13 protein-coding genes and 1 pseudogene are annotated in these 14,267 nt (G+C 42.4%); 11 read left to right on the top strand and 3 right to left on the bottom strand.

Annotation, left to right across the window (positions count from 1 at the left end):
* Positions 1-22: 22 nt before the first annotated feature.
* From ACINWC323_RS04845 to ACINWC323_RS04880, 8 genes and pseudogenes are all read left to right on the top strand, one after another.
* A complete protein-coding gene (locus tag ACINWC323_RS04845) occupies positions 23-991 on the top strand; it encodes a hypothetical protein (RefSeq protein WP_009514246.1) in 969 nt (322 codons plus the stop codon).
* 146 nt (positions 992-1,137) lie between these two features.
* Entirely contained in the window at positions 1,138-2,052 is a 915-nt protein-coding gene (gene lpxO, locus ACINWC323_RS04850; RefSeq protein ID WP_009514122.1) for a lipid A hydroxylase LpxO, read from the top strand.
* A gap of 91 nt (positions 2,053-2,143) precedes the next feature.
* Positions 2,144-2,563: a PH domain-containing protein gene (locus tag ACINWC323_RS04855; RefSeq protein ID WP_009514132.1), complete on the top strand. Its 420-nt coding sequence runs from the start codon at positions 2,144-2,146 to the stop codon at positions 2,561-2,563.
* Positions 2,564-2,686: 123 nt separating this feature from the next.
* Positions 2,687-3,550 carry a hypothetical protein gene (locus ACINWC323_RS04860; protein WP_009514284.1) on the top strand — a complete coding sequence of 288 codons (864 nt, stop codon included), beginning with the start codon at positions 2,687-2,689 and terminating at the stop codon, positions 3,548-3,550.
* A gap of 109 nt (positions 3,551-3,659) precedes the next feature.
* Positions 3,660-5,459 carry an excinuclease ABC subunit UvrC gene (gene uvrC, locus ACINWC323_RS04865; RefSeq protein WP_032881642.1) on the top strand — a complete coding sequence of 600 codons (1,800 nt, stop codon included), beginning with the start codon at positions 3,660-3,662 and terminating at the stop codon, positions 5,457-5,459.
* 102 nt (positions 5,460-5,561) lie between these two features.
* Positions 5,562-6,359, top strand: coding sequence for a thioesterase family protein (locus tag ACINWC323_RS04870; RefSeq protein ID WP_009514296.1), 798 nt, complete (start codon positions 5,562-5,564; stop codon positions 6,357-6,359).
* 103 nt (positions 6,360-6,462) lie between these two features.
* Positions 6,463-7,050, top strand: coding sequence for a CDP-diacylglycerol--glycerol-3-phosphate 3-phosphatidyltransferase (gene pgsA / locus ACINWC323_RS04875; protein ID WP_104021904.1), 588 nt, complete (start codon positions 6,463-6,465; stop codon positions 7,048-7,050).
* Between the two features lie 113 nt (positions 7,051-7,163).
* Positions 7,164-8,324 (top strand): annotated as a pseudogene (locus ACINWC323_RS04880) (hypothetical protein).
* A gap of 210 nt (positions 8,325-8,534) precedes the next feature.
* On the opposite strand, the gene ACINWC323_RS04885 reads toward ACINWC323_RS04880, so the two are convergent.
* Positions 8,535-9,314: an IclR family transcriptional regulator gene (locus tag ACINWC323_RS04885; RefSeq protein ID WP_009514182.1), complete on the bottom strand. Its 780-nt coding sequence runs from the start codon at positions 9,312-9,314 to the stop codon at positions 8,535-8,537.
* Positions 9,315-9,748: 434 nt separating this feature from the next.
* On the opposite strand from ACINWC323_RS04885, the gene ACINWC323_RS04890 reads away from it, so the two are divergent.
* From ACINWC323_RS04890 to ACINWC323_RS04900, 3 genes are all read left to right on the top strand, one after another.
* Positions 9,749-11,842 (top strand): FUSC family protein, encoded by a 2,094-nt coding sequence (locus tag ACINWC323_RS04890; protein WP_009514326.1) that lies wholly within the window; start codon positions 9,749-9,751, stop codon positions 11,840-11,842.
* A complete protein-coding gene (locus ACINWC323_RS04895; protein WP_005226435.1) occupies positions 11,835-12,041 on the top strand; it encodes a DUF1656 domain-containing protein in 207 nt (68 codons plus the stop codon). Before ACINWC323_RS04890 ends, ACINWC323_RS04895 begins: the two co-directional genes overlap by 8 nt.
* Positions 12,042-12,104: 63 nt before the next feature.
* Positions 12,105-13,106: an HlyD family secretion protein gene (locus ACINWC323_RS04900; RefSeq protein ID WP_005280899.1), complete on the top strand. Its 1,002-nt coding sequence runs from the start codon at positions 12,105-12,107 to the stop codon at positions 13,104-13,106.
* 92 nt (positions 13,107-13,198) lie between these two features.
* Here ACINWC323_RS04900 and ruvX read toward each other — a convergent pair whose 3' ends face one another.
* Positions 13,199-13,642, bottom strand: coding sequence for a Holliday junction resolvase RuvX (ruvX, locus tag ACINWC323_RS04905; RefSeq protein ID WP_032881641.1), 444 nt, complete (start codon positions 13,640-13,642; stop codon positions 13,199-13,201).
* Positions 13,635-14,189 carry a YqgE/AlgH family protein gene (locus ACINWC323_RS04910; protein ID WP_004774079.1) on the bottom strand — a complete coding sequence of 185 codons (555 nt, stop codon included), beginning with the start codon at positions 14,187-14,189 and terminating at the stop codon, positions 13,635-13,637. The genes ruvX and ACINWC323_RS04910 overlap by 8 nt, the downstream gene beginning before the upstream one ends.
* Positions 14,190-14,267: the final 78 nt, after the last annotated feature.

Here is a 14,267-nt window from a genome sequence, read left to right as displayed (position 1 = left end):
AAATGTTTAAGAAAGTAAAATTATGTTAAAAATTAAAATTGTTGTATTGGCCATGCTTCCATTGATGTTAAGCGCATGTGGAGGAGGTGGCAGTTCAGGAAATGATTCCGGTCCAAAGAGTGACAATAATACAACTGTACCCATTCAGGAAAAAGTTACAGTAGATTTGTATCATGTAGATCCTGAAACTTTATCTGCGCAAAAATATGCGTATGTTGATAATGTGATTAAAGGAATAACCTACTATACACCGTTAAGTGAAGATGAGTTTTTGTTGACGGCAGATCAACTTTTTACAAACACTTGGGTTGACTCAGATACGAAAGCAATTACACCCTTAAAATTTTATTTTAGTGATGCTCCTAAAACAGGCTATTACCATACGTTTAAGAAGATAAATATCTCTGGTGAAAATGTTTTTGATCGCTTTTACCCTGGTTATAAAGTTATTTTTGATCAATGGGGGACTAGTGGGTTTGAGGAGCAAACAGTCGGTCAAGCTTATCAAAGAACAGTACCCTTATATTTTCCTCAGGGGTCTTATTGTTATCAAGTCCAAGATGAGATTGTTGATAAGCCATATATTACTTTTTCTAAAGAAGGTATGACTGGTGACAACTATGATGAGGTCTTATCCTTGGTTGAAGCAAATTTCAAAGCAGCTGTGAAAGAAGCAGGGCATACTTATAAGATTTCGACAGGAAAATGGAATGACTATACCTGGCGTTATTATCGTGAATATGATGCTTATGGAGTCGTTTTTGAGGCAGTCCTCATTAATTTTAAAGGTGAACTTGTTATAGGTAAAATGAATCATTTTGAAGATACTCATCTGAGTAATATGATTACGGAGCAGCAAAAACGTTTGGCCACCCTCAATAAAGAAACAGACCCATATAACTATTATAATCAAAAAGCTTATGTTTCTGAGTTGGAAAAAGGTTGTTCGTGGTATAACGATATTGCAGCACAAACCATAGCGAAACTATAATTTTCAAATGTTTTAATAAAAAGCAAGGCACCTCCCTTGCTTTTTATATTTCTCTATTTCAGTAGCTTTTGTTAATATTGCTAAAATTTTTCCAGACACTTCCAAGCTTTGAAGCTAGCTTAGTTAAACCGAGAAGGGGTAACTATATGATTAAGTGGATCATATTAGCGATTTTTATCATTTCTGCATTGTATATCCAGCGTCGTGGGAAAGTGAAACATTCGTTTTATCGTCAGTTTTTTGACCATTCGACGATCCTCGCGCCAATTAACTTTTTAATGTACATGTTTTCCAAAGTGCCGAATCAGCCGTATATCGACACCCAGCATTTTAAGGATTTAAAAATCCTTGATGAAAACTGGGAAATGATTCGTGATGAAGCCAAAGCTTTGTATGACAAAGGTGGGATTAAAGCTTCAAGTAGTTATGATGACTTGGGCTTTAACTCGTTCTTTAAAACGGGCTGGAAACGGTTCTATTTGAAATGGTATGACTCTGCGCATCCATCAGCAGCTGAACTTTGTCCGAAAACAACCGCTTTATTAAAAACATTGCCTACGATTAAAGCAGCGATGTTTACTGAACTGGCACCAGATAGCCGTCTGGTTCGTCACCGCGATCCGTATGCTGGTTCATTACGTTACCATTTGGGCTTAATCACACCAAATGATGACCGTTGCTTTATTGATGTAGATGGTGAACGTTATTCTTGGCGTGATGGCGAAAGTGTGGTGTTCGATGAAACCTATATCCACTATGCTGAAAATACGACCGATCAAAACCGTATTATCTTCTTTGCCGATGTTGAGCGTCCATTAAAAACACGTTTTATGGAAAAGTTTAATCACTGGTTTGGAAAAAAGGTAATGACGGCTGCGAGTTCGCCAAATGAAGCGGGTGACCAGACAGGTGGTTTAAACAAGGCATTTGGTTATATTTACCAGATCCGTATTAAAGCCAAAGCCTTGAAGAAGTCGAACCGTTCGTTGTACTACTTTTTGAAGTGGTTCATTATGCTAGGTTTGTTCTTCCTGATTTTTATTCGTCCTTATGTCTTTTAAGTTCGAATAATGTGGACGCCCGAAAGGGCGTTTTTTTATGGCTGATTAAGCTAGAATAATATAAGTTTATAAAAAAAACTTAAGGAAAAACATGCAAGTATTCCGTTCAAAAATTGATTGGTGGTTCTGGGGTGTGGTCATCGCAACTACAGGTTTATTGCTCCAATTTTTGTGGGCCATGTATATCAAGGGAACGATACAGGAATATCCTGAACATGCAGTAATTTATTTTTTTACTATTGTATTGTTGTGGTGGCCGATTCTAAATACGCGCTATATCGTAACCGAACAGCACTTAGTGATTCGTTCGATGTTATTTAAGTGGCAGATCAACAGATCAGATATTACCAAAATCTCGGAAAGTCATAACCTCATTTCATCTCCTGCCTTATCTTTGGATCGTTTACGTATTGATTATCAGAAAAATGGTGTGATAAGTCATATCCTGATTTCACCTAAAGATAAAGATGTTTTCTGTCAGGCCCTAGGACAAGGACGCGATAAAGCATAGGTGAATAATTTGTTATTTCAGATGAGCTAGATAAACTTGTTTTTTGAATGGAAATAATTTTTTAGTTGTACGGAGTAGTATGACTTGGATAAAATTCAATATTTAAAATCATGAGAAAATATAATGAAAAAACAATTGTTGATTGGGTTAAGTTTTTTAAGCCTAGTGGCTTGTAGTGAAGAAAATGATGATCATTATGGAACTGTTGATCCAAAGAATAACGCTTTTTACAGTTATGATCTTGCAGCCGCAAATCAATCAAACAAACTGATAAAGAAAAGCTATCAGATCGATAAAAATAATGATCTTTTAATTACTTACAATGAAAAACCTGTATTACAAACGGAAGCTCTTCGAAACTTTATAACAAGCAATGGTATCTCAACAATATTTCCGCCACAAAATACAGCGGGAGCTTATATAGTGGGGCGTAAAGCAATATTTAATGATCATGTTTTAGAATACGAACCTTATAATTTAGAACAGAGAACAACATTTAAGCTCACTTATCAGCTTAAGAAGATTGACTTATCTGGCTTACAAGTTTCAGACGCCGTGCGATACTTTTTAAGCCAAGCGACAGCATCAACTCTGATAAATGATGCAACACTGGAAATTCTTCAAGCTTTATTATTTGCTAGTCAAGATAAATTCCCCTCAGGTGCAACATGTTGGCAGAAACAAGTTCAGTTGAGTACGCAAGATTATATTGAATCTTATCCGACACAAAATCTTGCGCACGTCAGCACAAGTAGTAATGTCCAAAATCAGGGAATCTGGCAGAATGCAGCATGGACAGCATTTCAACCCAGCACAGAGTTTAACTTAGCGAATACACGGATCCGTCATCAGGCTCGTGAATATTGGGGTTTTTATCATACTACAAGAGAAGTTCAGGTAGTTCCTTCCACAAATGAACTGGCCTGTGATTTATTTAACGAGTCTGCATTTAAGAGCGTGGACAAAGTATTAGGTAAGGTTCTTTAATCATCAATGTAATTTGAGTTATTCAATTGATAGATTTCAGCTCAATTGACTTGAAATTGATTTAGGCAGGCTACATCATCAAGATAATACTGATGATTAAAGCTGACTAGTGAATTCAAACGCTCGAGAACACATTGAAAAAATATTGGCGCATATGACCCAATTACCCGGTGTTTATAAAATGCTGGGTAAGGATGGCGAATTGCTATATGTGGGCAAAGCCAAAAACCTGAAAAACCGTGTCTCGAGCTATTTTGTAAAAACCATTGATCATCCGAAGACACAGGCTTTGGTGGCCCGTATTTATGATATTGAGTCGCTGGTGGTGCGCTCGGAAACGGAAGCATTATTACTCGAACAAAACCTGATTAAACTGCATCGTCCGCCCTACAATATTATGTTGCGGGATGATAAGTCTTATGTCTATATCTTTGTATCTGCCGATAAACCCTATCCGCGAATCGCCAGTGGGCGAGGCAAGGGCAAGCATCAGATTGGCAAGTTCTTTGGGCCTTATCCTAGTGCCTATAGTGCCAGAGATACCTTACTGGTTTTACAAAAATTATTTAATGTACGTCAGTGTGAAAACAGCTATTTTTCACAACGCAAACGCCCGTGTCTGCAATACCAGATTAAACGATGCACTGCGCCGTGTGTGGGTCTGATTAGCCCCGAAGATTATAAAGAAGATGTCGATAACTCGATCCGCTTCTTGCAAGGCGATACCAAAGAGCTGAATCAGGAACTGATCAGCAAAATGGAGCAGGCGGCAGAAGCGCTGGAATTTGAGAAAGCCGTGTTCTATCGCGATCGTTTGGGCTTATTGCGTGAAGTTCAGGCCCAGCAAGCAGTATTTAAAATTAAGGGCGAGGCCGATATTCTGGCGATTGCCTATCAGGCAGGGGTGACTTGTGTCCAGATTATGCATGTGCGTAATGGACGTATGCTTGGCGGTAAAAGTTATTTCCCGGATATGCTGAGTGATGATTTGGGACAGATGCTCAGTGATTTTATGGCGAATTTTTATTTTCAGGTGGCTGATGAAGTGCCGTCTGAACTGATTGTGAACATCGACATTCCTGACAAGATTCAACTGGAAGAGGCGTTACAGCAAAGCTTTCATAAAAAGGTTCAGATCAAGCATAAAGTGCGTGAAACGCGCGCGGAATGGCTTGAGCTGGCGCAAATGAATGTCCAGCATGCGATTAAAGGTAAGTTGAGTAGTCATCTGGAACTGAATGAGCGTTTTCATCAGCTAGAACAGGTGGTTGGTCGCCCGGTTGACCGGATTGAATGTTTTGATATCAGTCATACCATGGGCGAAGCACCGATTGCTTCTTGTGTGGTGTTCGATCAGGGTGGTGCCAGAAAACGTGATTATCGCCAGTTTGCCATTCAGGATATTACCGGTGGTGATGATTATGCGGCCATGCGTCAAGCGCTGATCCGCCGTTATAAAAAGAATATGCTGCCAGATTTACTATTGATTGACGGCGGTAAAGGGCAGTTGCATATGGCGATGGAGGTGATGCAGGAGCTACAGCTGGAGGCCTTTATGATTGGGGTGTCTAAAGGCGAAGGACGTAAACCTGGACTGGAAACCCTGCATTTTACTGATGGCACCAAGATTCAATTGCCCGAAGATCATAAAGCATTGCATCTGATACAGCAGGTGCGTGATGAAGCCCATCGTTTTGCCATTACCAAACATCGTGCCAAGCGCGATAAACGTCGCAGCAGTTCAGTTCTGGAAGCGATACCAGGTTTGGGGCCAAAACGTAGACGCGATTTGCTCACCCATTTTGGTGGCATTCAGGGAGTATTAAAAGCTTCCGAAAAAGATTTAATGCTTGTTCCCGGTCTGGGTGAAGTGCTGGCGAGAACAATTTATAAAATCTTGCATGAATAAAAGGCCAATTGACTTAATCGTCCTGTTCAGACTGTATCAATGATCATTCACAAAATATGAAAAACGTTCAAAGATAGGACGTTTTGTCATGAAGGAAAAATGATGTCATTGCTTCCGCTCTATCAGCAGGTTGAACAACAACAGTGGATTGATATCCCGTCAGGCTGGCTGCAAGGCCGTACCGTGTTTGGAGGACTGGTCGCAGGCATTCTGATCCAGAAAGCTTTAAGTATTTTACAAGATGCAGCAAAACAACTGCTGAGCTGTAATATTACGTTTGTGGGCCCGGTACAGCAAGGACAAGCCAATATTACCGCGGAAGTCTTACGTGAAGGCAAGTCGGTGACTACGCTGGAAGTGAGGTTATGGCAGAACGAGGCTGTACAAACGATCTTGATCGCTAGCTTTGGTTCAGCGCGTGAGTCCCGGATTCATGTTGAAAACTTGCCACAGGTGCCTGCTTATCCGACGCCAGAGCAACTCGATAAAACCTTTTATATTGAAGGCTTAATGCCTGAATGTTTACAGCATTTTGAACTGTGCTGGGCTGAAGGCAGTTATCCAATGGCTGGCAGTAAAGTTCCTGATTTTGGTGGATGGAGCCGTTTTTCACCCGATTTGCATCAGAACCGTGCCATGCAGCTTCCTGATCTGTTTGCCTTGATGGACGTGTGGCCGCCGGGGGTGTTGCCGATGTTTAAAATACCTGCACCGGCAAGTTCTTTATCATGGCAGATTACCTATTTACATCCCGTGACGGAGCAGGTGCAAGACTGGTTTAAGTATAAAGTTGTGACCGAGTATGCAGAACATGGTTATTCCACCGAATATGCTTATCTGTGGAACCGTGAAAACCGTTTAATTGCGGTGCTTAGACAAACAGTTGCGGTTTTTGCCTAGTCGACACTGCGGTGCATTTCGTATAAAGTTGCCTACACATGAATACAATCTCAGCACATCCTTTGTGCAAACTGCATTTGATGCGAACAACATGGCGGTGTTTATGAGCACAGGGCAAATCCTGAACATTCCTAATATCTTAACCTTGGCACGTATTGCCCTGATTCCCGTGTTTCTGGTGATTGCTTACTGGCCACCAGCAATTGGAATTGCTGAGCATCATGGGGGTATGGTGCGTCATATGGTACTGACAGCGATCTTTGTTCTGGCAGCTATAACCGACTGGTTTGATGGCTATCTGGCACGAACCCTGAATCAGACCTCGGCCTTTGGACGCTTTCTGGATCCGGTTGCAGACAAGTTAATGGTTGCAGCGGCCCTGATCGTTCTAGTGCAATGGCAACCAACCATTTCCATGGCCTTTGCGGCGATCGTGATTATTTCGCGGGAGATTACCGTATCTGCCTTACGTGAATGGATGGCGGAACTTGGTGCGCGTACCAGTGTTGCGGTTTCAACGGTCGGAAAATACAAAACCGCCTTTCAAATGATTGCGATTAGCGTATTCCTGTTGAACTGGAAACCTTTGGAGATCTGGGCCTATGCCTTGCTCTATGCTGCTGTCATCTTAACCTTATGGTCGATGTTTATTTACATGAAAGCTGCGTGGCCGTATTTAAAACAGCCTTAGAAGCTAAGTCCACCTAGCCGGCGCAAATTTAAAAAAAATTAGAGAATAACTGCACTCACGATACTTGATTGGACAAGCGTGAGTGCTTAAAACGATAAGTTGGGAATACATCAATGTCATCAGTATTATATTTATCTGACCAATTCTTACATCAATTGTAAGGCCAAAAATCACACACGATTGATTGTCATGCGGTCAGTCAGTACAAGAAAAATTTGCAAGAAATCAAGCAGCGCAAGCAATGGAAAACCTCGGGAACGGGGGCGCAATTCATGGGTGTCGCGAATTATAGCGAGCAAGAGGAGTTGGCGCATGTTTATCCTGTTGATGCGGTTTTAATAGATGAGCAGCATTTAATTTATGCTGCACAATTGCAGGATGGCTGTGCGATTTACATCAAATCACTCTTGGATCTACAGCAACCCGAAGCATTAGTGTTAAGAAATAATGAATTTATTATTCACCACATGGATTACGATGCGCAGAATAAAAGGCTAGTTTTATCAGCTAGTCCAGAGCATGCCTATGAACGTCATCTTTGTATTTTAGGTTTAGATTCTAATCGGATTCAATATGTTACAGAAGGTGATTGTCAGGATCAGCATCCATGTTTTGATCCACAAAATCCAGACATTATTTATTACGATAGTTGTGGTTTTGCCTATGATCAACAAGGAAGTGTCAGTATCGGGCCTCGGGAAGTGTGTCGTTTGAATCTGAAAACAGGTGATCTGGAAACGATTATTGCCGACCCTCGTTATGATTGCTACAAACCGAAAATAGATGCGAAGGGACAGTTACATTTTTTAAAGCGACCTTATAAGAATCAACACTATCGTGGCAACTCTTTAAAAGATATTGTATTTGCGCCATTTAAAATTATTCGGGCAGTATTTGGTTGGTTGGATTTCTTTACCCAGCGCTATACAGGTGAATCCTTGAAGTCAACCTCAGGTAGTAACCCTGCGAAATCGAGACAAAAATCAGAAGAAGAACTGTTTGTGGAAGGAAATTTGATTAAGGCACAAAAGGCAGTGCAGCAAAATCAAAATGCTGGAGAGAAATTTGCCGGCATTATTCCACGTAGTTGGGAGCTAGTCCTGTATTCAAGCACAGGAGAGCAAAAAGTACTTAAACGAGGTGTGTTGAGTTATAGCTTGGATACTGAGGGTACAGTTCTTTATTCAAATGGAAAGCACTTGATATCTATTGCAGCTGATCAGACTGAGACGATGTTGGTAGAAGCCAAGCTGATTCAAAAAATCATATGTTAATATACTTTTAATTGTAAAAGCCTTCGAACAAGAAGGCTTTTTTTATGGCATAAACATACCTCAGGCAAGAAAAAAGCCCATAACAACGATGAGCTTAGTTCTCTGAGGAAAGTCATGCTCTTTTGGGAGAGTATGCTGAAGAACATAATCATCATATGAGAATTTATTGCTATTTACAACCGTGTAAAATGTAAAAGTTTTTTAATATTCTCAAACTGGCTGGCCTGGGCTCTCAGGCAAGCTTACAAATTTATGTTCAATCTGATGGGCATTATTCTGCAAAATTTCAATCAGCTTTTGGATGTTGATGAAGTCAAAACGGTTCTTTGAAGCTACCAGGGTCAGTGCAATCGGTGCTTCTTTACTGGAGAAACGGATAGGTACCGACAAACTACACAGTTGAGGATCAATTTCACCTTGAGATAAATAGAAGCCTTGTTTCTTGATTTTGCGCATATGTTGAATGAACTCTTCCTGGGTCTGCGCAAATCCGACTTGTGCCAATTCTTTTGAAAACTGCTGATAATAGGCCTGAATTCGTTGCTTGGATAAATGAGCGATCACGATTTTAGGTGAAGCGCCAATATACACCGGACGTGGACAACCTCGGCCAAAAGACAGTAATTCTGCATCCTTAAAGGTCTCATGATGCAGATCGATACAGTAATCATGATTTAAATAGGTGAGTAAACAACATAATTCGGTGCGTTCCACAATATCGCGCATAAACGGAATGCTGATCTGAACCAGAGGATCAGTGCTATGCGAAATATAGTCAAGTACCGCAATTTTAGAACCAAGGGTATAGTCACCCGAGGTACCACTAATGCGCTTGAGAATATCGGCCGAGACCAGCTCTTTTAAATAACGATAGGCAGTGGGTTTGGAGAGACCAAGCTCATCACAAATGATATCGACATTGATAATCGGACGTGAAACTGAAAATAAATCCAGCACGGTGAGAATTTTACCAAAACTCGAAATTGCCATGATGCGTTGTCTACTCCTTGCCAAATAACGTGAAAACCGAACTTTTATTGCTTTATAACAGAAAAGGCTTAAGTGGGGTATGGGATTTTAAATTTGCTCAGCTTCGATCAGGAAATAGAGGCCGTTGTTGAGAAAATTCTGAAATATTAACGTAATTATTTTAGATTAAAATTAAAAATTATCAAATAGTGATAATTTATATTGACTAATTCGCTTTGTTTTGAAAAAATTAGCAGCACAATGTCTTATTTGGATAATTATTTTTAGGGAAATCTCTCTAAAAATCCCAGACGCAAGCATTGTATATCACTCCCAATATCCAGTTTTATTCCTATCAATTGCCCTGATTTGAATTCTTCAGATCAGTCTGGACAAGTCGTCACCTATTTATCGATGTGATGAGGATCAAACTGACTCTGAATTGAGACATGTTCATGCTATTTAAACAGTTGTTGGCTTTTAGACCGAGTCGACTCGACATCATCTTTGCGTGCAAAACATTTGTAGCAGGTATGCTGGCATTGTTTATCTCGTTTGAACTGGACCTGATCAATCCGATGTGGTCGATTGGTACCGTGCTGATTATTGCCAATCCTTATTCAGGGATGGTGTCTTCCAAATGTGTGTACCGTTTAGTGGGAACCGTTGCGGGGGCAATCATTGCCTTATTGCTGACACCGCATTTTATTAATACGCCGTGGCTATTCACCATTATCCTGTCTTTGTGGGTCGGTTTTGCCTTGTATGTGTCGTTACTTGACCGCACGCCGCGCAGTTATGTGTTCATGCTGGCGGGGTATTCCACGGCAATGATTGTGTATAACGCGATTACTTATATCGATACCTATAATATTTTTGATATTGCCATGGCTCGCGTGCTGGAAATTTCTATTGGGGTGGTGGCCACTGCCGTGGTCTCAGCCACCTTTTTCCCGGTCCATGTCGGGGCCATGATCAAGCAGCGGGTCAATAAAACCCTGAATGATCTGGAAAATACCTTTGAGCGTTTGATTACCGCGCAGAAAGAACCAGAAAACTATACTCAGGTTTTATCGGTCATTACCCGCGATGCTTCCGATATTCATGCCTTGGCCGTGCATCTGGCTTATGAAAAAGGTGAGCTCAATGGCATGACCAAACCCTTACAGGAAATGCTGCATCAGGTGTCTTTGGTGGTAGCGAATCTGGTGGCTTTGTCGCAACGGGTGAAACAGCTCGGGCAAATGCAATTGACCAGTCTGACCCCACATTTAGATCGGCTTCGTCAGGATACCTTGACCTTTCTGAAACAGGAACGGAGTTTAACACCAGCAGATTTACAAACATTGCCTGATAGTTTTGAACAGGACTTTGCTGAGTTGATGTCGATTGCAACGCCTGAACAGCAAATTGTACTGGCAGCCTTGAAAATGGATGTGCGTCATTTTATTGCCAATATGCTGGCGGTAAAACTGATCTGGCAACAGATCCAGCAGGGTAAAAAAGACATACCCGCTGAAATTACCTCGATCACTACCAAGTATCCGAGTTTGCACCGCGATCATGGTATTGCGATTCGCGGTGGTATTAGTGCCGTGCTGATCACGTTTATTGTTACCGGTGCCTGGATTTTATCAGGCTGGAAAGCGGGTTTCATGATGGCGCAAATGGGTGCCATCACGGCCTGTATCTTGACCGCTCTGGATAATCCGGTGCCAGTACTACGCATCTTTATCTGGGGCAGTATCGTTTCGGCAGGACTCGTATTTTTATACGCCTTTGGTATCTTCCCGCACGTCACTCACTTCTGGCAGTTGGCGCTGGTATTGTTTCCGGTGTTTCTGGTGGCTGTGACCATGATGGCAAACCAGATGCTGATGCCAATCGGTATGGTACTGGGCATTAACACCATGATGGGTTTGAACTTGCATAATCAGTACACCATGGATGCCGTGTCTTATCTGGACAGTTCCTTTGCCATGGTTCTGGGGGTGATGGTGTCGCTGATTGTGATTGATCTGGTACGTGCGGTTTCTCCAGATACCAGTGCGACACGGATTCTGGCCTTGCATTATCAGGCCATGCGACAGGCATTACATCTGTCTTATGGCAGTGACTTCAAGATTCATTTACGCAGCATGCTGGATCGTGTCGGTGTATTGAATACCAAGATGGTACAAAATCCAGAAATTAAAACAGCGATTCAAAATGCTTTGGTGGAAAGTAGCTCGATTGTGGATCTGGTCCGTTTACAGGAAATTAGCCAGAAATTGCCGCAACTGGCCGAACTGCAACAAGAAGTGAATCTGTTACAGCAACAACTGACCGCGTATTTTCAGGCCCAAGAGAAGCAACTGTCGATTCATCATTTTCCAGCAGAGATCGTACAGCAAATCGCGCGTTTGCAGCATATTGCTCCACAGATTGAAGATGTTCAATTACGTCAACGACTACTGATTTCGCTGAATAATATTTGCGAAAGCATTGGTCATATTTCCACAGAACAGCGCTATTCAGACATGTATGGCTTAGGTATATCTCATGGGTGAACTTAATCTTTATGGCATTTATATTCCGATTCTTTTGGTACAGGCCATTATTGCCTATGTGTTGTTTAAGCTTGCAGGTCCATGGCTTGATCGGCTGATCAGTAAAGGCTGGATTGCACTGCCGAGTATTTTTAATTTGTGCTTTTACTTGGGACTGTTGCTGCTGGTGCACGGGTTATTTGTATGGTTCTGGGCTTAAGTGTTTTGAATAACGCATCTATGAAATTTAATGATTTAAACATAAATGGTAAAGGTAATGAACATGAATGCATTTGATGTGAGAAAAGTCATCCGTCCAATTGTATTACTTGTGGCGGTCCTGATCGCAGTATATACGGTGGTGCATTTATGGAATTACTACAATGCTGCACCGTGGACACGGGATGGCCGTATTCGTGGTGATGTGATTCAGGTGGCCTCCGATGTCAATGGGTTGGTCACCGAAGTGCTGGTACAGGACAACCAGAGCGTGAAAAAAGGCCAGGTGCTATTTAAAATTGATGTGGCACGTCAGGCGCTGGATGTGGAACAGGCCAAATCGGATTTAGCCAAAGCCAAAGCCGGTTTGGCGCAGGCACATGCCAATCTGGCAGGAGCCAAAGCCAGTCTGGTCAAAACTGAAGCCAATATGAAACTGGCGGAGAAAAATGCTGCGCGTTATGCCAGCTTGATGGATGGTGCCATTTCCAAGCAAGAACAGGATCAAGTCTTTGCGACACGTGATCAAGCGATTGCAGAGAAAGAGCAACTGACTGCCAATATTGAACAAGCCAATGCTGCGATCCAGCAACAACAGGCCCTGATTGAGGTGGCCAATAGCACGCTGCATTTGGCCCAGTTGAATTTGCATCGTTCTGAAGTGGTTGCACCAGCGGATGGTACCTTATCGAACTTTGATTTACGTGTCGGTAACTATGTCAAGGTTGGGCAAGCCGTGGCGGCATTGTTAGACCGTCAGCAACTTTATGTAGTCGGTTATTTTGAAGAAACCAAACTCAACCGTATTCATGTCGGTGATGCTGCAACTGTACAACTGATGGGTGATCGTCAACAGATTCGTGGTCATGTGCAGGGGATTGCTTCAGGGATTGAAGACCGTGAGCGTTCTGGCAGTTCAAATTTATTGGCGAATGTGAATCCAACCTTCAGTTGGGTGCGTCTGGCGCAGCGCGTACCGGTTAAAATTGTACTGGATGAGCAGCCGCATAATCCATTGGCCTTCGTGTCTGGACGTACCGCGACCGTAAGAATTATTGAAAAATAATCCATGCGGTTCCCAAGTGCTCTAATTCATTCAAGAATGAGACAACAAAAAGCGGCATGGAACGCCGCTTAATGATAAAAAGATGGTTTTTGCTAAGGGGTAATCCCGGCAGGATCGCGATACCAGCTTTGAATTAATAATGCAGCGGCAAAGCTATCCGCAGATAAACGCTTGGCCTGACCTTTGCTCTGATAAGATTCGAGTTCTTCTCTGGCTTCACGCGTGGTCAGACGCTCATCTACCATCCAGGTCTGAATATTGGTTTGATGGCGTAAACGACGGGCGAATTTCCGTGCACGTGCCGATAGTTCAGATTCAGAGTCATCCATATTCAGCGGTAAGCCCACCAAAAATAAGGTCGGTTGCCATTCCTTGACGATTTTTAACAGTTTATCCCAGTCTGGAATACCATCTTTCATGGCAAATAAGGGCAGGGGATTGCTACTTTCAATCGTGGATTGTCCAATCGCCATCCCCATTTTCTGCGTACCAAAATCAAAGGCCATAATGGATAGAGCTGTTTGCATATCAGGCATGACCAATCTCGGATGCAAACCAGGTGCGATCTACCCCAATTTTCTTGTAGGCCGCATCCCAGCGATCGCCGTAAGGCAGATTGAAAATCAGATCCATATCCGACTCACAGATCAGCCAGTCACCGCGGGTAATTTCTTCTTCAAGCTGGTTTTTGCTCCAGCTGGCATAACCCAGGGCAATCTGATAGCGACCCACCCCTTCATTATGCGCGATGGCGTCCAGAATATCCTTACTGGTGGTAATGCAGACGTTTTCGCCCACCGCAATCGACGAATGCCATGTCGGTTGACCGGTATGTAACACAAAACCTGCTTCTGGGCGTAATGGGCCACCCTGCAATACCGCATGCGGATGCACATTATCGGCATCAATTTCTAAATCATTGAGCAATTCTTTAATCTGTAATTCAGAAGGGCGATTGATGATAATACCTTGAGCGCCATCTTCGTCATGGCGAGCCACGTAAATGACCGTATTGGCAAAGAAGTCATCGGCCATGTCAGGTGGGGCGATGAGACAACGGTGAGTTAGATATTGTTTCGTCACCTAGGCGGTTCTCCCTCAATGTATGGTGCTGATCTATCTATATAGGTTCTTTTTATCAACATACAAGAGTTAATCGGA

It is taken from the genome of Acinetobacter sp. WC-323, from assembly GCF_000314615.1.
GTDB classification, from domain to species: domain Bacteria; phylum Pseudomonadota; class Gammaproteobacteria; order Pseudomonadales; family Moraxellaceae; genus Acinetobacter; species Acinetobacter courvalinii.
The sequence above is the reverse complement of the archived record's forward strand: the minus strand, read 5'-3'. Positions and strand labels throughout refer to the sequence as shown.

Bases quoted from the DNA above. Each gene is read 5' to 3' on its own strand.
- ACINWC323_RS04845 (WP_009514246.1), top strand. From the start codon at position 23: ATGTTAAAAATTAAAATTGTTGTATTGGCCATGCTTCCATTGATGTTA.
- ACINWC323_RS04885 (WP_009514182.1), bottom strand. From the start codon at position 9,314: ATGGCAATTTCGAGTTTTGGTAAAATTCTCACCGTGCTGGATTTATTT.
- ruvX (WP_032881641.1), bottom strand. From the start codon at position 13,642: ATGCCTGATATGCAAACAGCTCTATCCATTATGGCCTTTGATTTTGGT.
- ACINWC323_RS04860 (WP_009514284.1), top strand. From the start codon at position 2,687: ATGAAAAAACAATTGTTGATTGGGTTAAGTTTTTTAAGCCTAGTGGCT.
- ACINWC323_RS04890 (WP_009514326.1), top strand. From the start codon at position 9,749: ATGCTATTTAAACAGTTGTTGGCTTTTAGACCGAGTCGACTCGACATC.
- lpxO (WP_009514122.1), top strand. From the start codon at position 1,138: ATGATTAAGTGGATCATATTAGCGATTTTTATCATTTCTGCATTGTAT.
- pgsA (WP_104021904.1), top strand. From the start codon at position 6,463: ATGAGCACAGGGCAAATCCTGAACATTCCTAATATCTTAACCTTGGCA.
- ACINWC323_RS04900 (WP_005280899.1), top strand. From the start codon at position 12,105: ATGAATGCATTTGATGTGAGAAAAGTCATCCGTCCAATTGTATTACTT.
- ACINWC323_RS04895 (WP_005226435.1), top strand. From the start codon at position 11,835: ATGGGTGAACTTAATCTTTATGGCATTTATATTCCGATTCTTTTGGTA.
- ACINWC323_RS04855 (WP_009514132.1), top strand. From the start codon at position 2,144: ATGCAAGTATTCCGTTCAAAAATTGATTGGTGGTTCTGGGGTGTGGTC.
- ACINWC323_RS04870 (WP_009514296.1), top strand. From the start codon at position 5,562: ATGTCATTGCTTCCGCTCTATCAGCAGGTTGAACAACAACAGTGGATT.